The following is a 20,089-nucleotide window of genomic DNA, read 5'->3' on the forward strand; positions in this document are numbered from 1 at the left end:
TTTTAAATGCTATAGCTACCTTCGGAGAGGTCAAACATTATCCGATCCTATGATTATAAAATACCTGTTAAGCAATAAGTATCAGGCAGTTCATTATAAAAAGGGAGCTGTCATTTATCAACCGGGGGCAGAGCCCAAAGCTGTTTACTTCATTAAAAGTGGTGAAGTGCGGATGGTGACGGTAAATGATGATGGGAAAGAGTTTATACAAGGGATTTTTAAAGAGAACCAATATTTTGGTGAACCTGCTTTACTTTTAAACAAACCATACCTGGCTTTTACCATTGTAACCAGAGATGCCGAAATTATAGCCGTAAACAAGAATGACTTCTTTAAATTGATAGAAGAAGACCGTTCTTTTAGCATGGAATTGATCAAAACTTTAAGCAATAGGTTATTTTACAAATCTATGATGTTAGAAGAATTGGCAAACGAACAGGCCGAACATCGCGTAAAAACATTGATTGCCTACTTGCTCAAGAATATGGAAAAAGGGGCTTCTTTAGATATTACAAGGCAGCAATTGGCCGATATGAGTGGTTTAAGAGTAGAGACCGTAATTCGTATTGTAAAGAAACTGGCGGATGAGAAAGTGCTGAAGTTACAGAAGGGGAAGATCATTAAAATGGAAACATGATCTATATCATAAATTGAAAATAGAGGGTTGCTTATCTTTGTAGTAACATAATATGATAGATATGAAACCGATCTCAAAATTACAGGCAGTTGTAGAATGTAAATGTCCAAGATGTCGCGAAGGCGCTATTTTTCCTGGAAAGATGTATTCTTTTAAAGGGCAAGGTATAAACGAGAATTGTCCGGTTTGCAACCTACGCTTTGAACGTGAACCCGGATATTTTTATGTAGCCATGTTTATTAGCTATGCGATGAATTGTGCTGAAATGATTACCATAAGTGTAGCCACTTATATATTAGGTGTTGCATTGGTGTACGAAAACCTATGGGTTTATGCAGGTATTATCGCGATAGGAGTGCTTTTGTTTGCGCCATTCAATTATAGATATTCACGCGTTTTCCTATTACATTGGTTAACTCCAGGTTTAGGTTACGAACCCAAACCTGAAGCGATAAAGTCTTAAACTTTAACCGTTTTCCATTTCCCTTTTTTAAACAGAATGAAAGCCGCAACAGCAATGGCTGTTTCGGCTACAGGGATGGCGATAAATACGCCTACTGGACCTAATTCGAAATGTTTAGCTAATAAATAAGCCAATGGAATCTGGAACATCCAGAATCCAAATAGGTTGATCCAGGTGGGTGTCCAGGTATCACCGGCACCATTAAAGGTACTCATCAATACCATTCCTATGCCATAACAAATATACCCAACACTCATGATTTGCAAGGCTTTTATAGCCATCTCCTGAATCAATACATCATTGGTGAAGAATGCAATAAAAAATTGGCCACCAGCAAAAGTGAATACCATCACAGATAGCATATAAATAACAATGTATTTCGCTGTTTTCATAACTGACTGCTCAGCTCTGTCGATCTGTTTGGCGCCTAGATTTTGTCCTACCAAGGTAGCTGCAGCATTACTCATGCCCCATGCTGGAAGCATAAAGAACATCATTAACCTTAGCGCAGTTTGATAGCCTGCAGATCCATGGTCGCCCCCAGTGGTGGCGACCAGTTGTGCTAGAAATATCCAGCTGCAGGAAGCGATTACAAATTGGAAGATACCGGGAGTTGCTATTTTTAGTAAAGCTACAATTTGTTCCCAATGTGGTTTTAAGTATGCCAATTTGATCTTTAAAACGCCTTTGCCATTAAATAAATGATACAATTGATAACATACACCAGTGCCGCGACCTATAGTAGTGGCTATTGCAGCCCCAGTTAAGCCAAATGCAGGTATCGGACCAAATCCATTAATCAGGATAGGGCATAGGATGATATTGGCAATATTGGCTATCCATAAGCTTTTCATGGCTATAGCGGCATTTCCAGCACCTCTAAATATCCCGTTGATGAGGAAAAGCAAGACAATGATGATGCTTCCACCCATCATAATGCGCATGAAAGGCGTGCCTTGTGTTGCGGTTTCTGCGGACGCGCCCATCAATAGTAAAATGTCTGTAGCGAAAATTAGTCCGATCACGCTAATGATGACGTTGAAGACTACGGCGATAAAGATGGCTTGCATACCTGCCTTCCCGGCAGCTTCAGGATTCTTTTCGCCAACTCTACGGGCTACTACGGCTGTTGCGGCCATACTCATACCGATGGCTAATGAATAGATTATCGTAAGCACAGATTCTGTTAAACCTACAGTTTGTATGGCATGACTGCTATTGTGTAAGTGACCTACGAAATAAAGGTCTACTAGTGCAAAAACTGATTCCATTGCCATTTCCAACATCATTGGAATGGCCAGTAGGAGTACAGCCCTACGCATACTGCCTTGCGTAAAATCGAGGTCTTCGCCTTTAAGTGCCTGTTTTAAAAGTGTAAAAATTTGAGATAGCTTGCCCGTTGAAGCTGTTGTTTGTTGTGACATAAAAAAGGAAAAATATGAGATAAACCGTAACGCAGCGCGATGCGCCGTTATTTGATGTTTTCGGGAAGGGTGGAGTCCTTGGTTGTTAGAACCTCAAACGGACTGCAACTACTTTCATCGTAATGCGGTTATGTTATAGAGCAAAGATATAATTATATCTTTAAAATAAAAACGGGAGGTACTAAATGCTGTAGGCCTGGATCATTTCTTCAGTTACCTTGCAGCCTCTTCCAGTCGTGGTATCAATCATTACATAATCAAACCAACCATCAGAAGCCACTTTGCCAGTGCGTTTGTTTTCAATCTCAAACTGTACACGGCAGCCTTTTTCATTAATGGTAAGGATTCCGGTGCGGATCAAGATCACATCTCCCAAGACAAGTGGACGTTTAAAATCAACTAGCGCAGTACGAACTACCCAACCGAAACCGCTTTTTAGAAAGGATTCCATTGGCATTTTATAAAATTCGGCCATTTGGTCGTAGCGGGCGGCAAGTACATAGTCAAAGTATTTGCTGTTGTGCACATGGTTAAACATGTCTATATCATCCGGACGCACCTTTAACTCACTCTCGAATATGCTATATTGATTTTTTTCCATGGAACAATTTTATGATGGCGCAAAAATATGATTTAGAATTTACTTATGTTTGATAGTGTTGGGTATAATTAAAACCAGATGACATTTCGATCAGTTATTATATATACTTGGTAATCTTTAAAACATACAGTATCTTTGCAGCAATTAATTAATTTATAAACAACTTTAGTATCATTCAAGAATGTATTTAAGTAAAGAAGTAAAGGCCGACATTTTCAAAAAACACGGCGAAGTAGAAACAAACACGGGTTCTGCAGAAGGTCAAGTAGCGTTATTTACATACCGTATTGCGCACTTAACAGAGCATTTAAAGAAAAATCGTAAAGATTTCTCTACTCAGTTATCACTACAGAAATTAGTAGGTAAACGCCGCGGTATCTTGGCTTATCTATTTAAAAAAGATATTAATCGTTACCGTGCTATCATTAAGGCTTTAGGTCTAAGGGATATTATCAAACCTTTAGGGGTTAGAGACGGTAAATAATCGTATTTTTATCAAGAAAAGCCATTCTTTAGGGGATGGCTTTTTAATTGAAAAGTAAAAAAACTATATATAAACAAGGTGCGTCGAAAGAGGAAAATGCACCATAACTATTATTAAATGAATGTAATAAAAAAATCGTTCGATCTGGGCGATGGAAGAACAATTGAAATCGAAACAGGTAAATTGGCTAAACAAGCTGATGGTTCTGTAGTTGTTAGAATGGGTGATACCATGTTATTGGCTACTGTAGTATCTACAGTTGGTGCAAAAGCAGGTGTTGATTTTTTACCTTTATCGGTAGATTACCAAGAGAAATATGCTGCTGCTGGACGTATCCCAGGTGGATTCTTACGTCGTGAGGCTAGATTATCAGACTATGAAGTTCTAATTTCTCGTTTGGTTGACCGTGCTTTACGTCCGATGTTCCCTGAGGATTATCACTCAGATACACAAGTAATGATCTCGTTGATCTCTTCTGACAAAAATATAATGCCTGATTGTTTAGCTGGTTTAGCGGCTTCTGCTGCTATCGCGGTTTCAGATATTCCTTTTAACGGACCTATCTCTGAAGTACGTGTAGCTAAAATTGATGGTAAATTAGTAATCAACCCTTACGTAAACGATTTAGAGCGTGCTACAATGGAATTCCTTGTTGCAGGTACTGAAAGAGACATCGTAATGGTGGAAGGTGAATGTGATGAGATCTCTGAGGCTGAAATGGTTGAAGCGATTGAATTTGCACACAAAGCTATCGTTATTCAGGTTCAAGCTCAAAAAGAACTTGCTGAATTGGTAGGTAAAACAGTAAAACGTACTTATTCTCATGAAAACAGCAACCCTGAATTAAGGGAGCAAGTATTTGCTGCTACTTACGATAAAGTATATGCTGTTGCAAAAAGCAATACGAGCAAAGGTGAGCGTACTGAGGCATTTGCTAACATCCTTGCAGAATTCGTAGTTACTTTGGGCGAAGGAATTGATGACGTAACTAGCTTCTTAGCTAAAAAATATTTCCATGATGTACAATATGATGCCATCCGTAACCTGGTATTAGACGAAGGAATTCGTTTAGATGGTCGTGATGCACGTACAGTACGTCCTATCTGGAGTGAGGTAAGTTATTTACCTGCTGCTCACGGATCGGCTGTATTTACACGTGGTGAAACTCAAGCATTAACTACCGTTACTTTAGGTTCTAAAGACGATGAGCAAATGATTGATGGTGCTTTCATCAATGGATACAACAAATTCTTATTGCACTATAATTTCCCTGGTTTCTCTACTGGCGAGGTTCGTCCGAACAGAGGAGCTGGCCGTCGTGAAATTGGTCATGGTAACTTAGCAATGCGTTCATTGAAGAAAGTATTGCCAGGATTGGAAGAAAATCCATATACCATTCGTATCGTTTCTGATATTTTAGAATCTAACGGTTCTTCATCAATGGCAACTGTTTGTGCTGGTACATTAGCGCTAATGGATGCAGGTATTAAAATCAAAGCTCCGGTATCGGGTATCGCAATGGGTTTAATTACTGATGAGAAAACTGGTAAATATGCAATCCTTTCGGATATTTTAGGTGATGAAGATCATTTAGGAGATATGGACTTTAAAGTTACTGGTACTGAAAAAGGTATTGTAGCTTGTCAGATGGACTTAAAAATCAATGGTTTGAAATGGGAAGTGTTAACTAACGCTTTAAACCAAGCTAAAGAAGCTCGTTTACACATCTTAAATGAGATGAAGAAAACGATTGCTGCTCCTCGTGAAGATTACAAGGATCATGCTCCACGTATCGTTTCTTTAAGTATTGATAAAGAATTTATTGGTGCTGTAATTGGCCCAGGTGGTAAAATTATTCAGGAAATGCAACGCGAAACTGGCGCTTCGATCTCTATTGAAGAGGTTGGTAACAAAGGTATCGTTGAGATCTTTGCTGATAATAAAGCTGCAATTGATGCTGCTGTTGCACGTATCAATGCAATCGCTGCTAAACCAGAAATAGGTGCTACTTATGATGGTAAAGTAAAATCAATCATGCCTTTCGGTGCTTTTGTTGAAATCATGCCAGGTAAAGACGGTTTATTGCACATCTCTGAGATTGCATGGGAGCGTTTAGAAACTATGGATGGTGTACTTAAAGAAGGTGATAAAATTCAGGTTAAACTTTTGGATGTTGATAAACAAGGAAAAATGAAGCTTTCTAGAAAAGCATTATTGCCTCGTCCACCAAGACCAGAAGCTGCACCAGCTGAAAATCCTGCTTAATTAAGCATCGTCATGCTAGTACGATTGTTATGTTAGTACAATCGTCGTTCTAGTACGATCGTCATCCTGAATTTATTTCAGGATCTCGAAAGAGAAAGACAGATATAGCATGTCCGAGGTTCTGAAATAAATTCAGGATGACGGAAAACATAAAAACAGAGACCCCGCAAATTGCGGGGTTTTTTATTTACATGGGTTATTTATTTATATTTACAACATAAACAACGCCTAGCGAAATATGAAACATCTAATAGCCCCTTCCGTACTTTCAGCAGATTTTGCAAACTTGCAGCGCGATATAGAAATGATCAATTCAAGTGAGGCCGATTGGTTTCATGTGGATGTAATGGATGGGGTGTTTGTTCCTAATATTTCTTTTGGTTTTCCAGTAATGGAAGCCATAAAAAGACATGCAAAGAAACCTTTGGATGTACACTTGATGATTGTTAATCCTGATCAGTACATTGAACGCTTTGCTGCTTCTGGCGCGGATGTAATTACAGTGCATTACGAAGCTTGTACACATTTACACCGAACAATTCAAGCCATTCATGCCGCAGGATGTAAAGCCGGAGTTGCATTAAATCCACATACCCCTGTAGCTTTACTTAAAGATATATTAACTGATTTGGATATGGTGCTGATCATGTCGGTAAACCCCGGCTTTGGCGGACAACAATTTATCCCTAATTCTCTTCGCAAAATCTCCCTGTTAAGGTCAATGGCTACTCATGTAAATCCAGATTTAAAGATAGAAGTAGATGGCGGTATCAGTATTCATAATGCAGGTCAGTTGCTAGAAGCTGGGGCTGATGTTTTGGTAGCAGGAAATGCAATCTTTGGAGCGGCTTCGCCAACAGAAATGATTGCCGAATTGAAACAAGTAAGTGGCGGAATAGTACAAAGTTAATGCTCAGAACCTGTCTGTTGCTATTTGTTGTTTTATTAGGAGTTACGCAGCTAAGCGCACAGCCACTGATCAAAATATCAGGTCTGGTGGCCGATGAAGCTAATCGTCCTTTACAGCAGGTAACGATTACGATATTGGGCCAAAGCCAGAGTACAGTAACCGATGTGCATGGTAGTTATCATATCTATTCGAGAAGTAAAATTTTTACCTTAAAATATTCACTTTTAGGCTATAATCCAGTCTTGGTTAATGTTAGACAAGACAAGGCGGGCCGAATTATGCAAAATGTTACCTTAGGCATTAATCCGAATGAGCTGGAGCAGGTAACGATTACCAATAAACAGAACCAGCTGAGTAATAGCATTACGATAAACATTAATGATGTGACCTCACTGCCTTCTGTGTCTGGAAACTTTGAGAGTATTCTAAAAACTTTACCGGGCGTATCGCCTAATAATGAACTGAGCGCTCAATATAGCGTTCGTGGTGGTAGTTTTGATGAGAATTTGATCTATGTAAATGATATCGAGATCAACAGACCTGTACTGGTTAGAAATGCGCAGCAGGAAGGATTAAGTTTTATAAATAATGATTTACTGAGTTCGGCAAAGTTTTCAGCAGGTGGTTTTGAAGCCCGGTATGGTGATAAACTTTCGTCTGTACTGGACGTAAAGTACGATAGGCCCGATAGCAGTACTGCCATATTAAATGCTGGTTTGCTTGGGGTATCCTTTAGCTCAAAAATTGTCAGCAAAAACAGTTACCTGTTGGCAGGAATAAGGTATAAGAACAATACTGGGATATTAAGCAAGCAGGATAGTAAGGGTGTTTATACCCCTAATTTTACGGACGTACAGGTGGTTTATAACCATGATTTGTCTGCGAAAATGAGCCTGAATTTATTGGGTAATTTTAACAGCGGAACTTTTAGGCTGATCCCCGAAAGTCGCGTGACGGAGTTTGGTACTTTAAATGCGACGATGCGTTTAGACGTGGATTATACCGGTGAAGAGAAGGATAGCTATCAGACTGCAGGTGGGGCTGTGACGCTAAAGTTTATTCCGAAGTCAAATTATGTAATGAAATGGATAAACAGTTATTTTAGGACGGACGAAAAAGAGCATATTGACTTGGAAGCTACTTATGATTTTTATAAAGGAGGTGTTTCTGGAAATCAGCCTGCAAATTGGGGGACTGGCGGTTATACCAATTTTGCCATGAATGCGCTTACTTCCCAGAATTTTAGTTCGGAGTTAAAGGCGGATCAGACCTTTAAAAGTCATACATTTTCCTGGGGGATAAGGTTTGAACAAAAGCATTACAATGATAATTTAAAGGAGTATAGCTGGGTTGAATCTTCTGCCAGCCTAAATCAGTCACCGAATTTTTACCAGGATAACAACATCGATGCGGCAAATAGGCTAACCATCAAGTATTATACTGCGTATGCGCAGGATAGCTACCGTTTATCAGCCAAGACTGACCTGCAATTGGGCATAAGAGGAAGTTATAACGATTTGAGTACTGAGCTGTTACTGAGCCCAAGATTGCTGTTGGCTTACCGACCAGCAAGTAACAACAAGATATTTCGTTTTACAGCAGGGGTATATCAGCAAGCTCCGGATTACAGAAGTATAAGAGATTTTAATGGGATATTGAATTTAAAGCAACAAGCACAGCGCGCTTATAATACTTCGGCCGGACTGGATTATGCATTTGATGGATTGGGTACACGCTTAAAGTTTAGTTCGGAGTTTTACTTTAAGTACCTGGATCGATTGATTCCTTATATGATAGATAATGTGCGGATAAAATACCTTGCAACTGAAGAGGCAAGGGGTTACACCTATGGTGCCGATTTTGGTATAGGAGGGGAGTTTGTTAAAGATCTATTGTCTTATTTCAGACTTTCGCTGATGAAGGCTAGTCAGGACATTAAGGGCGATGATTATGGCACTATGAAGCGTCCTACAGACCAACGGTTAAACTTCTCGGCATACTTCCAGGATCGCTTATTGAACAGTCCAACTTATAAGGTGCATTTGAGTTTACTTTATGGATCTAAACTGCCTATAGGCTCGCCACTTATTCAACGATATTCAGATGATTTTCACATCCCGGCATATAAGCGGGTAGATATTGGTTTCTCGAAAGATTTTTTAGATGATTTTGCCGTAAAAAAATCAAGCTTTCTGGAGAAATATTTTAGTTCGTTTACTGCATATGTTGAAGTATTTAATTTGTTGAATATCAATAATACAGTTTCTTATTTATGGTTGAGAGATATGGATAACGTACAATATGCTGTTCCTAACTACTTAACAAGCAGGCGGCTTAACTTAAAATTGGTGGTTAAGTTTAAAAAATCGAAATAATAAACGGCATAAAAATGTTACATTTACAGCAATAAAACTACTATAAAAAATGAGACACAATTTCGGCGCAGGACCCTGCATTTTACCGCAGGAAGTATTCAAGCAAGCATCAAGGGCTGTTTTAGATTTCAAAGACGGCCTGTCTATCCTAGAGATTTCTCATCGTACTTCTGAATTTGAAGGCGTTGTTGAAGAGACTGAAAAATTGGTTAAAGAATTGTTAAATGTTCCAGCCGGCTATTCCGTTTTATTTCTACAAGGAGGCGCTAGCTTACAATTTGCCATGGTACCAATGAACCTACTACCAGAAGGTAAATCGGCAAGTTATCTGGAGACAGGTGTTTGGGCTAATAAAGCCATTAAAGAAGTGAAATTCTTTGGAAAAGCAAACATCGTTGCTTCTTCAAAAGATTCGAACTATACCTTTATCCCTAAAGATTATAGCATCCCTGAAGACAGTGCTTATTTTCATTGCACTTCAAACAATACCATTTATGGAACTGAAATGTTCAGTTTGCCTGAAACCAAAGTTCCTGTAGTTTGTGATATGTCATCTGACATCATGAGCCGTGTAATTGATGTTTCGAAATATGACTTGATCTATGCAGGTGCTCAAAAAAATATTGGCCCGGCTGGTTTAACGATTGTGATTGTTAAAGATGAGATTTTAGGTAAAACAGGTAGAGGAATTCCTTCAATGTTGGACTATAAAGTTCATATTGATGGTGGATCGATGTACAATACTCCACCAGTATTTTCTATCTACGTAGCTATGCTAAACCTAAGATGGTTAAAAGCAAAAGGTGGGGTAGCTGAAATTGAAAAAGAAAACATCGCAAAGGCGAATGCTTTATATACTGAAATTGACAGAAATCCTTTGTTTAAAGGGACTTGCGCAATTGAAGACCGTTCAAGAATGAACGTATGTTTCGTAATGGAGAATCCAGAGTTGGAAAAACCTTTCTTGAAACTTGCTGAAGAGAATGGTATTGAAGGTATTAAAGGACACAGAAGTGTTGGCGGTTTCAGAGCATCAATGTACAATGCTTTGCCAATTACTAGCGTTCACGCCCTAATAGAATTAATGCAGACTTTTGCAGAGAACCACAAATAAAAATAAATTAATGATTAAAATACTTGCAAACGATGGGATTGATCCTATCGGTAAAAAAATATTAGAAGAAGCTGGTTTTGTGGTGGATACCGAGACTGTTCCTCAGGATCAATTGGTTGAAGCTTTAAAAAACTATGACGGTATTACCGTTAGAAGTGCAACCAAATTACGTCAGGATTTGATAGACCAGGTACCTAATCTAAAATTGATTGGTAGAGGTGGTGTTGGAATGGATAATATTGATGTAGAATATGCCCGTAGTAAAGGAATTGCTGTGGTAAATACACCTGCTGCTTCTTCATTATCTGTGGCTGAACTAGTTTTTGCACACTTGTTTACTGGTATCCGTTTTTTACAGGATTCTAACAGAAAAATGCCTGTTGAAGGTGCTACTAAGTTTAATGCTTTGAAAAAAGCTTATGCTGGTGGTGTTGAATTGCAAGGCAAAACTATGGGAATCATTGGTTTCGGTCGTATTGGTCGCGAAACTGCTAAAGTTGCCCTTAGATTAGGTATGAATGTATTGGCCTATGACCTTTACCCTGCTGAAGGTTCTTTACCTTTGACTTTCCAAGGTGGTGTTTCTGTGGAGATTCCTTTCAAAACAGTATCCTTGGATGAGGTAATTGCAAACAGTGATTTCATTAGCTTACATACTCCTTTTGCAGATAAGCCTATTTTAGGTGCTGAGGAGTTTGCGAAGATGAAACCAGGTGTTGGTGTGGTGAACTGTTCTAGAGGTGGTACGATTGACGAGGCGGCTTTAATTGCGGCTTTAGACAGTGGTAAAGTTTCTTTTGCTGGTTTAGACGTGTTTGATAACGAACCGACTCCAGATGCTGCAATTTTACAACATGCAAAAATATCTTTAACGCCTCATATTGGTGCTGCAACCAATGAAGCTCAGGAACGTATTGGTACGGAACTAGCTTCGTTAATTATTGAGCACTTTAATAAATAAGTAAACATTTAAAAAAGAGGTTGTATTACTATGCAACCTCTTTTATTTTAACCAAATATGCCCTGTATTAAACCTTTCTGCGCATTTATGCCCGCAGTGTCTTTGCAATCCTTGGTTGTGACGCGTCCGCTTGAAAATTACAGTACTGGTGAAGCACGGTTAATCGCTTCCGAAAATGACTGTAGCTTTCTTCATCTGATTGACCCGGAGCTGGATAATCCATATCTGCGCGGCACGAGACAAGAACTCATCTTTAAAAAGATTAGTGAAAATTTAGAAGGTTTTATCGAGCATAAATATTTGGTGCAACAAACTGCTCCTTCCATTTATGTGTACCAGGTAAGACACGACGATCTGGTTCAAACAGGAATCTGGACGCTTACCCATATTGATGATTACCTGGAAGGCAGGATAAAAAAACACGAATCTACAGTAGAACGCAGGGAAAAGCTATTGGCCGATTATCTGCAACAAACGGGTTTGGATGCCAATCCAGTGCTGGTTACTTATCACCCCAATGCGGTTGTTGATCGGGTAATAAAGCAATACCTACAGCTAGAGCCTAATCTTGATTTTACGTTTGCAGATGGTACAGAGCATAAAATCTGGGCCATCTCTGATGAAACAGATCTTGCGGCCATTGTAACTGCATTTGCACAGATGCCTGCTGTTTATATTGCCGATGGACACCATCGTGCTGCGTCTATGGCAAAGATGGGACTGCAAAAGAAAAAGCTCAATGGTGCTAAACACAATGGCACCGAAGCCTATAACTACTTCAGTACGGTTTACATGAATACCAATGAGGTAAAGGTGCTGGAGTTTAATCGGTTGATCCGGGATATTGGAACTTTAAATGGAGCTGAGTTTATCGCTGCACTGCACAGTTCGTTCCTTGTCGAGAAATCGGCTGTACCTGTAAAACCTAAGGCTTTACATAAGATAGGTATGTACTTTGATCATCAATGGTATGTGCTTAGTCCGAAGCCTGTGATATACAATGAAAATGATCCTGTTGAAGTGCTTGACGTGAGCATTTTACAGAACTTTATATTGGAGCCCATATTGAAGATTCATGATCCAAGAACAGATGCCCGGATTACTTTTGAAGGTGGGCGGACTCCTATAGCTGATTTGCAAACTAAGGTAGATAATAGCTTGTTTGCGGCAGCTTTTGTGTTGTACCCAACTTCTGTAGCACAAGTGATCGCTGTAGCTGATGCGGGCGGGGTAATGCCGCCTAAATCAACATGGGTTGAGCCTAAGTTTCTGGTAGGCTTACTCACTAGCTATTTCAATTAAAGCGAGTTTGTAACTGTCCAGTATTTGTAGCCGAGTATTGCTTTTTGTACGTTGGTTAATTTCATGGGGTCGACCTTGTACAGTTTTGGCAATAACAGCTTATTGAGCTTAACAAGTATTTTAAAGAATTGCTTTTTCATTACTAAGTATCCAGCAAACTCCATGCCTCAGCTTTAGACTGAAAATTAGGCTTTACAAGCGCCCAGGTAGTTTTGAATAGTTCTGAGTCACGGTAGGCGTTTAAATGCGTCTCGTCGGCCCAATGACTGATGGTAAACCATATTTCGGGATTGTTGTGATCTTGCAACAGTTTTACACCTGTGCAGCCGTTAAAGGCTGCAATTTTTGGCTGTACAGATTGGAACAGGACTTTGAATTCGGCTATAAAAGCCGGAGAAAAATGCATTTTGACTACACGAACTAACATAAGGTTGTTTAAGAGTGGAATTCGACCCTAACGATATCATTAAGGTGTAGGCCCAGTAAGCCGCTGGCCTTGCCTTTGTTGATGGCAATTTCGAGGTGGTTACTGATGCCAAACAAGCATAACTTTTCTCCTTCCGGAACTTCATTGTAATGCCAGCTTAACTGGTTGATGGTCTCGTTTTTACGGAAGTAAAGCGTGAAATCTCTATTCTGTTGAATTTTAGTAAATAGTTCTTTAGTAATGTTGGTGATCACATTGCTAAAAGTATCGATGTAAATTACACTTCCCCTAATGATATCGCGTTCGATAACAGGGTTTAGTAGCATTCTTTCTTCTATGTTGTCGGTAGCAACGCCAATATCTTGCAGTTTGGCGCCTTTGGCCAGCTGAGTTGCTGCCTTAACAAAAATATCGACAAGGGGGAAGTGCAGGTATTTTAAGTCCTGCATAATGTTTAGTTCCACAATTTCTTCGGGCTTTTCGTCAAATAGTAAGGAGAAAATACCATTATCGGCACCTACAAAAAAATGATCTTTATATTTTAAAGCAATGTATTTAGTGTGCTGACTGAATACAGAATCGATCCCAATTAGGTGAACTGTTCCTTTTGGGAAGTAGGGGTAAACATTCTTTAAAACAAAAGCTGCATGCGAAATATTAAAGGATGGCACTTCATGTGTTACATCAACAATTGTAGCTGTAGGTAAGATACTCAGTATACTTCCCTTAAGGGCAGCCTGATAGAAATCTTTTGAACCTAAATCTGTTGTTAAAGTAATAATGGCCATTAAAAATTGAATATTTATTCTTAATCTTGCGTAAGCGGCAAATCGCGTACAAATATTCAATTTTTATATCAAAATATACACTCATATCTAAAAAACAATATTTTGAACGAACTCAACTTAACATTAGAATCGGTAGATCCGGCCCAGTTTTGGGGCACAAATAATGAGCATTACGAGCTTATAAAAAATGCTTTTCCCAAAATAAAACTGGTAGCAAGAGGCACAGAAGTAAAGGTACTAGGTGATGATCAAGAGCTTAAGGGTTTTGAACATAAGTATAACCAGCTGCTTGAGCATTTGGAGAGATACAGCGCTTTAACCCCAAATGATGTGGAGTCAATTTTAGGATCGAAAAAAACATCAAGCACAGCTGAACAAGGTGCTGAAAAGCCTGGAAGTACTGGCGGTGGTGGTGAAGTGATCGTTTTTGGTACGAATGGTTTATTGGTAAAGGCCAGAACCGCCAATCAGCGTAAGATGGTGGAGAGCATTGTTAATAATGATGTACTTTTTGCTATTGGTCCTGCAGGAACTGGAAAGACCTATACTGCCGTAGCCTTAGCGGTTAGAGCATTGAAAAACAAAGAGATTAAAAGGATCATATTAACCCGTCCCGCTGTAGAGGCTGGGGAGAACTTAGGTTTCCTTCCAGGAGATTTGAAGGAAAAGGTAGATCCGTATCTTCGCCCATTGTATGATGCATTGGACGATATGATCCCTGCCGAGAAATTAAAGACTTATATAGAAAACAGAACAATTGAGATTGCTCCTTTGGCATTTATGCGTGGAAGGACATTGGATAACTGTTATGTGATTTTAGATGAGGCACAGAATTCAACAGATTTGCAATTGAAAATGTTTTTGACCCGTATGGGGCCATCTGCAAAGATGATTGTAACTGGGGATATCACACAAATAGATTTACCGAAGAAAACGATGTCGGGGCTGCACAATGCATTGCGCATACTTGATGATATACCGGGTATTGATATCATTTACCTGAATGGTGATGATGTGGTAAGGCATAAACTGGTGAAAAGAATATTAAAAGCTTACGGCGATATACAATAAAGAGCAAAGATTAAGGAGCAAGGATTAAAGAGTAAGAATTAAAATGACAGCAATTAAAGAAACAAATTTTAGCTTTCCAAAGCAGACCAATTTTTACAAGGGAAAAGTGCGCGACGTGTACACCATTGATAACCAGTTTATGGCTATGGTGGTTACAGATAGAATATCTGCGTTTGATGTGGTTTTACCTGAGGCAATACCTTTTAAAGGACAAGTATTAAACCAGATTGCGGCTAAGTTTTTAAATGCCACAGAGGATATCGTGCCTAACTGGGTAATTAGTGTACCTGATGAAATGGTAACTGTAGGTCGCATTTGCGAGCCTTTTAAAGTTGAAATGGTTGTGCGGGGATATCTGGCAGGACACGCCTGGAGAGAATACAGTGCAGGCAGACGTAGCGTTTGTGGCGTTGCTTTACCTGAAGGATTGAAAGAGAATGACAAGCTTCCTAAGCCGATCATTACACCAACGACCAAGGCGGCTGTTGGCCATGATGAAGACATCTCGAGGGAAGATATTTTAGCAAAAGGCATTGTGTCTGAAGCAGATTATGTACAGCTTGAAAAATATACTTTCGCTTTGTATGAGCGTGGTACACAAATGGCTGCTGATAGGGGATTGATCCTGGTGGATACTAAATATGAGTTTGGTAAAGTTGGCGAAGAGATCTTTTTGATCGATGAAATCCATACGCCTGATTCTTCACGTTATTTTTACGCAGAAGGTTATGCCGAGCGACAAGATAAGCTAGAACCTCAGAAACAACTGTCTAAAGAGTTTGTGCGCAAGTGGTTGATCGAAAATGGTTTTCAGGGTAAGGATGGCCAGGTAGTGCCTGTAATGACGCCTGAGATCGTAAATTCTATATCAGATCGTTACATTGAACTTTACGAGCAAATTACCGGTGATCAGTTCATTAAAAATGAGCAGTCGGATGTAGTAGCCCGTATTGAAAAGAATGTGGTAGGGTTTTTAAATAGCCTTTAGCCTTTTAAATTGCTATTATTGCGTTTGCAATAGTACAAAAATGTTGTAAATGCCTGTTTAAATACGGATAAGTTTTAAACAGGGCATTTATATACAGATAAAATTAATTACTTTCGTATTAGACTAAATTATCAATATCATGAAATTTTCAGTAGATAAGCATGAAAAGTATGTTGTTTTAAAACTCAACGAATCGAAGTTAACAAACGACAATACACCGAAGTTGAAATCTGAGTTCATTTTATTGAACACAGAAGGGTACTGTAACATCGTATTAGATCTATCAGCGGTAAAGCAGTGTGAAGATTCACAGGATTTGAGCAGTTTACTTTTTGGAGACAGACTTTGTAAAAAAGCAAACGGATTATTTATTGTTACGGGCATAAACAGCGTTGTAGCAAAGATTTTAGAGATGTCAAATCTTGATCAGTCCTTAACTATCGTTAACAAAGTAGACGAGGCTACCGATTTAATCTTTATGGAAGAAATCGAAAAAGAACTTTTAGGGAGCGTAGATAAAGGTTAATGAAGTTTGAGGTTACTATTTTAGGCAGTAGTTCTGCTACCCCTGTATACAATAGGAATCCTACGGCACAGCTTTTAAACTGCAACGAAAAGTTCTATTTGATCGATTGCGGCGAAGGTACTCAACAACAACTCATCAGATTCGGGTTTAAAGCAAATAAAATAGATTTTATTTTTATCAGCCATTTGCATGGTGATCACTACTTCGGATTGATCGGACTGCTTTCTAGTCTGCATTTAAACGGTCGTGTGAAGCCTATGATGATATTTGCTCCTGCTGCGCTAGCCGAGATCCTGACTTTGCAGTTTAAGCATTCGGAAACCGTAATTAGGTATCCTATTGAGTTTGTCGTCATAGAAGCAGATAAGTCTGTTCAGATTTTTGAGAATGCAGACTTGACCGTTGAAACTATTATTTTAAATCATAGGATTCCATGTACTGGTTTTTCTTTTGTACAAAAGAAAAGGTTACGCAAGTTGATGGTTGAAAAACTGGAAGCCGAACAGGTTCCACTGGAATATTACCCTTTGCTAAAAAGAGGGGTAGACTTGGATTTACCAGACGGCAAGGTATTGCTAAACATAGACTATACAACCGATTCAGAGCGCCCGAAAAAGTATTGCTACTGCTCGGACACTTTGTTTGATGAAGGTTATTTTGAAACTATAAAAGGTTGCGATACCTTGTATCATGAAGCCACTTTCTTGCACGAGATGTTAGATAGGGCCAATCAAACCCATCATACCACTGCATTACAGGCTGCTCAGATTGCTAAAGACACCGGAGCTGCTAAATTGCTTATCGGACACTTTTCGTCTCGATACAAGACATTACAGCCCTTGTTGGAAGAAGCCAGGTCGGTGTTTGAAAATACAGAGCTCGCAATAGAAGGAAATACTTATTCCATATAAAAGAGGATATTCTCAATAAAACAAAAGAGCTTCAGCATTTGCTGAAGCTCTTTTTGTTTTATCGAGAACTTACAGTTACTTATCCTTTTTACCAAATATAGAGAAGTGAACGTAACGTTTAGGATGTTGCTTTAAGTCAATCATCAGACTATCTAGATTTTTAGATGCACTGGTTAAGTTTTCATACATCTTTGTGTCATTAACCAGCAGTCCTAACGTGCCCTGTCCGTTATTAATTTTACCTACTATCCCTTGCAAGTCAGCAACGGCTTTATTTGCATGCTCAATAGTTTGCTTAAAGTTGGCAGCAGCTACCTGATCGGTGATGGTATGGATGTTATTTAAAATGGCATTGATCTTTTCGTTGTTCTGCTTTAAGTTGCTGGAGATTGATTCAGCATTGGCTAAAATTGCAGAAATTTTTGAACTTTCAGAACCTACCAGGTTATCTACTTTTTTAGAAGTACCTTCTAAAGACGACAGGGTAGAAGCAATGCTGTTAAAGCTTTTATCTACATTTTTCTGGAAGTTAGGATTTAAAATAGAGTTTACACTGGTTAGTATAGAGTCCATTTTTCCAATGATCAATTCCGCTTTTCTCTGAACTGGCTGAACAGTTTCAAGCAGTCCTTTTGCAACATTGGCATTCAGGAAGTCGCCATCCTGAGCATAATCAGTACCTGTGCCTAAAGTCAACACAATAGCTTTACTACCTAAAAGATCAGTTCCTTCCAATCTTGCAATACTGTTTTTTGGGATGTCATACTGGCCTTTGATTTTTAATGTAGCCAAAATGGATCCATCTGATTGTAGTTGTAATTGGTCTACACGACCGATCTGATAACCGTTGATTAAAACCGGTTTTGATACACCTAATCCATCAACTCTAGGATACTTAGCATACAGGACGGTCTCATCGGAAAAAATGGCATTACCTTTTAAGAAATTATAACCTACAATTAATAGAGTGATAGAAAAGGCTGCCAATATGCCTACTTTGGTTTCGTTTGCGATCTTCATTCAGTATGAGTATTAATTTAATTTATCTCAGTTTCTTTTTTATATGTTTTGACAGCTTTATAAATGGAATTTACAATCTCGTCCTGCCCATCAGCAGAATTCATGTAATCCTCTTCATTGGGGTTAGAGATAAATCCAATTTCTGTTAAAACTGCGGGCATTCCACATCTTTGTAAAATTAGCAAACCTTGTTCTTTTACGCCTCTGTTTACTCTTTTGCTATCATTTGTATAAGCATCTTGAATTAACCGGGCTAGCTTCAGGCTTTTATCTCTAAAGGTATTTTTGAACAAAGATAGTATAATAAATGTCTCAGGATCATTAGGGTCGTAACCATCATAATTTTCCTTATAATTTTTCTCCAGTTTGATATCGGCATTCTCTCTGATTGCAGCATCCTGTTCATTTAAGCGATGTGATCCGGCAACAAATGTTTCGGTCCCACTAGTGGAAGTGTTTTTTACAGAAGCATACTGAGCTACCTTTTTTCCTCTTTTAGTGGTATAGCCGGTTAACACTCTTCTATCTGGCATAGAGTTACAGTGTATAGAGATAAAGATATCTGCTTTATTGTCGTTGGCCAATGCTGCTCTTTTATGAAACTCCACATCGATATCTGTTTTTCTGGTGTAAAGGATTTTTACATCCGGCATTTCTTCTTCAAACTTCTTGCCTAATTTTAAGGCTACTTTTAAAGCGACATTCTTTTCTAGTGAATAGCTTCCGGCTGCACCGGATTTAGGGCCGCCATGCCCTGCATCAATGACAATTGTTTTAACCTTATATCCTTGAGAAAAAGCAGCGTGTGTACTTATAAATAATGGAATGGCTAATAGGAATACAATTTTTTTTAATCTCATCTCTCTTTAATCTTTGTTTTAATTGCTGGGTATCGATAATTACCCTTCGATACCTTTTTTATAATTCTCAATAGCTTTTAGTAAGCATTCTGTAATTTCTTTTTGTCCAGCTTCAGAGTTCATATAGTTCTCTTCGGTAGGATTACTGATAAATCCAATTTCTGTCAATATAGCTGGCATTCCAGCTCTGGCTAGTACAGCGAGACTTTTCTCCTGAACACCACGATCTACACGACCCACACGAATATATTGATCTTGAACCAATTTCGCTAACTTCAGGCTTTGCGTCCTGAAGGTATTCTTCATCAAAGATAGAATAATATAGTTTTCTGGGTTGTTTGGATCAAAGCCTTCGTAGTTTTCCTTGTAATTGTCCTCCAAGAAGATGGCCGCATTCTCTCTTTTGATCACTTCGTCCTGCTCGTTCAATCTTCCCATACCAGATACAAAGGTTTCTACGCCTCTGGTAGAAGTGCTTTTACGAGATACAGTTTCAGTAATTGGTATTCTTTTACCTTTTTTACCTTTTCTATAGCCGGTAACAATGGTTGATCGATATACGGGCATATCATTGCAATGGATGGAGATAAAAAGATCTGCTTTGGCATTATTGGCAATAGCAATTCGCTCGTAAAGGGGGATAAATACATCGGTTGTACGGGTATAAATTACTTTTACATCCTTCATACTGGCCTCTATAGCAGCACCAAGGTTCAATGCGGTTTTTAAGGCTACATCTTTTTCTGTTGAATACGCACCATGTGTTGAGCCATCACGACCGCCATGGCCAGCGTCGATAACGATGGTTTTTATTTTATATTCTTGTGTAAATGCCTGGTTACCAGACGTAATGTTTATTATTATAGAAATAAATATAATCAAAATTACATTTGGTCTAAGCAATGGTATATTTTTCATTAATTTTGAACGTTTTGGATTAAACATTAATGCAAAAATAACAT

General features: G+C 38.8%; 20 protein-coding genes. 13 read left to right on the forward strand and 7 right to left on the reverse strand.

Annotated elements, in window-relative coordinates:
- Positions 1 to 49: 49 nt before the first annotated feature.
- The gene (locus FBD94_RS18370) at positions 50 to 637 is read left to right on the forward strand and encodes a Crp/Fnr family transcriptional regulator (protein WP_136881293.1); all 588 of its coding nucleotides are present in this window, start codon (positions 50 to 52) and stop codon (positions 635 to 637) included.
- Positions 638 to 698: 61 nt separating this feature from the next.
- Positions 699 to 1,100, forward strand: a complete 402-nt coding sequence (locus FBD94_RS18375; RefSeq protein WP_131606028.1) for a DUF983 domain-containing protein — start codon at positions 699 to 701, stop codon at positions 1,098 to 1,100.
- Here the strand turns inward: FBD94_RS18375 and FBD94_RS18380 are convergent.
- Positions 1,097 to 2,524 carry an MATE family efflux transporter gene (locus FBD94_RS18380; RefSeq protein ID WP_136881294.1) on the reverse strand — a complete coding sequence of 476 codons (1,428 nt, stop codon included), beginning with the start codon at positions 2,522 to 2,524 and terminating at the stop codon, positions 1,097 to 1,099. The two genes, FBD94_RS18375 and FBD94_RS18380, sit on opposite strands and share 4 nt — an antisense overlap.
- Positions 2,525 to 2,705: 181 nt before the next feature.
- Positions 2,706 to 3,125 carry an acyl-CoA thioesterase gene (locus tag FBD94_RS18385; protein WP_131606024.1) on the reverse strand — a complete coding sequence of 140 codons (420 nt, stop codon included), beginning with the start codon at positions 3,123 to 3,125 and terminating at the stop codon, positions 2,706 to 2,708.
- 181 nt (positions 3,126 to 3,306) lie between these two features.
- Between FBD94_RS18385 and rpsO the strand changes: the two genes are divergently transcribed.
- The 7 genes from rpsO to FBD94_RS18420 all read left to right on the forward strand — a co-directional run bounded on the left by rpsO (position 3,307) and on the right by FBD94_RS18420 (position 12,536).
- Positions 3,307 to 3,609, forward strand: a complete 303-nt coding sequence (rpsO, locus tag FBD94_RS18390) for a 30S ribosomal protein S15 (RefSeq protein ID WP_131606023.1) — start codon at positions 3,307 to 3,309, stop codon at positions 3,607 to 3,609.
- A gap of 117 nt (positions 3,610 to 3,726) precedes the next feature.
- Positions 3,727 to 5,874, forward strand: a complete 2,148-nt coding sequence (gene pnp / locus FBD94_RS18395) for a polyribonucleotide nucleotidyltransferase (RefSeq protein WP_136881295.1) — start codon at positions 3,727 to 3,729, stop codon at positions 5,872 to 5,874.
- A gap of 238 nt (positions 5,875 to 6,112) precedes the next feature.
- Positions 6,113 to 6,784: a ribulose-phosphate 3-epimerase gene (rpe, locus tag FBD94_RS18400; RefSeq protein WP_136881296.1), complete on the forward strand. Its 672-nt coding sequence runs from the start codon at positions 6,113 to 6,115 to the stop codon at positions 6,782 to 6,784.
- Complete coding sequence (locus tag FBD94_RS18405) at positions 6,784 to 9,159, forward strand: TonB-dependent receptor (protein WP_136881297.1); 2,376 nt, start codon at positions 6,784 to 6,786, stop codon at positions 9,157 to 9,159. Before rpe ends, FBD94_RS18405 begins: the two co-directional genes overlap by 1 nt.
- Positions 9,160 to 9,208: 49 nt before the next feature.
- Complete coding sequence (gene serC, locus FBD94_RS18410; RefSeq protein ID WP_136881298.1) at positions 9,209 to 10,273, forward strand: 3-phosphoserine/phosphohydroxythreonine transaminase; 1,065 nt, start codon at positions 9,209 to 9,211, stop codon at positions 10,271 to 10,273.
- Positions 10,274 to 10,283: 10 nt separating this feature from the next.
- Entirely contained in the window at positions 10,284 to 11,234 is a 951-nt protein-coding gene (locus FBD94_RS18415) for a D-2-hydroxyacid dehydrogenase (protein ID WP_169472352.1), read from the forward strand.
- 57 nt (positions 11,235 to 11,291) lie between these two features.
- A complete protein-coding gene (locus tag FBD94_RS18420; protein WP_136881299.1) occupies positions 11,292 to 12,536 on the forward strand; it encodes a DUF1015 domain-containing protein in 1,245 nt (414 codons plus the stop codon).
- Positions 12,537 to 12,678: 142 nt separating this feature from the next.
- Here the strand turns inward: FBD94_RS18420 and FBD94_RS18425 are convergent, their stop codons facing one another.
- Together FBD94_RS18425 and FBD94_RS18430 are read right to left on the reverse strand one after the other, a co-directional pair.
- Positions 12,679 to 12,963 carry a putative quinol monooxygenase gene (locus FBD94_RS18425; RefSeq protein WP_136881300.1) on the reverse strand — a complete coding sequence of 95 codons (285 nt, stop codon included), beginning with the start codon at positions 12,961 to 12,963 and terminating at the stop codon, positions 12,679 to 12,681.
- Between the two features lie 8 nt (positions 12,964 to 12,971).
- Positions 12,972 to 13,751, reverse strand: coding sequence for an SAM hydrolase/SAM-dependent halogenase family protein (locus FBD94_RS18430; protein WP_131606009.1), 780 nt, complete (start codon positions 13,749 to 13,751; stop codon positions 12,972 to 12,974).
- A 102-nt stretch (positions 13,752 to 13,853) separates the two neighbouring features.
- Here FBD94_RS18430 and FBD94_RS18435 point away from each other — a divergent pair, with 102 nt between their 5' ends.
- From FBD94_RS18435 to FBD94_RS18450, 4 genes are all read left to right on the forward strand, one after another.
- The gene (locus FBD94_RS18435) at positions 13,854 to 14,822 is read left to right on the forward strand and encodes a PhoH family protein (RefSeq protein ID WP_136881301.1); all 969 of its coding nucleotides are present in this window, start codon (positions 13,854 to 13,856) and stop codon (positions 14,820 to 14,822) included.
- Between the two features lie 43 nt (positions 14,823 to 14,865).
- Complete coding sequence (locus tag FBD94_RS18440; RefSeq protein WP_136881302.1) at positions 14,866 to 15,810, forward strand: phosphoribosylaminoimidazolesuccinocarboxamide synthase; 945 nt, start codon at positions 14,866 to 14,868, stop codon at positions 15,808 to 15,810.
- Positions 15,811 to 15,949: 139 nt separating this feature from the next.
- The gene (locus FBD94_RS18445; RefSeq protein WP_131606003.1) at positions 15,950 to 16,336 is read left to right on the forward strand and encodes an STAS domain-containing protein; all 387 of its coding nucleotides are present in this window, start codon (positions 15,950 to 15,952) and stop codon (positions 16,334 to 16,336) included.
- Positions 16,336 to 17,247, forward strand: coding sequence for a ribonuclease Z (locus tag FBD94_RS18450; RefSeq protein ID WP_136881303.1), 912 nt, complete (start codon positions 16,336 to 16,338; stop codon positions 17,245 to 17,247). Before FBD94_RS18445 ends, FBD94_RS18450 begins: the two co-directional genes overlap by 1 nt.
- 75 nt (positions 17,248 to 17,322) lie before the next feature.
- On the opposite strand, the gene FBD94_RS18455 is transcribed toward FBD94_RS18450, so the two are convergent.
- The 3 genes from FBD94_RS18455 to FBD94_RS18465 are packed head-to-tail and all read right to left on the reverse strand — an operon-like array spanning position 17,323 to position 20,045.
- Positions 17,323 to 18,267, reverse strand: a complete 945-nt coding sequence (locus tag FBD94_RS18455) for an MlaD family protein (RefSeq protein WP_136881304.1) — start codon at positions 18,265 to 18,267, stop codon at positions 17,323 to 17,325.
- 17 nt (positions 18,268 to 18,284) lie between these two features.
- Complete coding sequence (locus FBD94_RS18460; RefSeq protein ID WP_136881305.1) at positions 18,285 to 19,127, reverse strand: N-acetylmuramoyl-L-alanine amidase family protein; 843 nt, start codon at positions 19,125 to 19,127, stop codon at positions 18,285 to 18,287.
- A 39-nt stretch (positions 19,128 to 19,166) separates the two neighbouring features.
- The gene (locus tag FBD94_RS18465; RefSeq protein WP_394347793.1) at positions 19,167 to 20,045 is read right to left on the reverse strand and encodes an N-acetylmuramoyl-L-alanine amidase family protein; all 879 of its coding nucleotides are present in this window, start codon (positions 20,043 to 20,045) and stop codon (positions 19,167 to 19,169) included.
- Between the last annotated feature and the right edge of the window lie 44 nt (positions 20,046 to 20,089).

The sequence above is a fragment of the Pedobacter hiemivivus genome, from assembly GCF_005144565.1.
Taxonomy (GTDB): Bacteria; Bacteroidota; Bacteroidia; order Sphingobacteriales; family Sphingobacteriaceae; genus Pedobacter; species Pedobacter hiemivivus.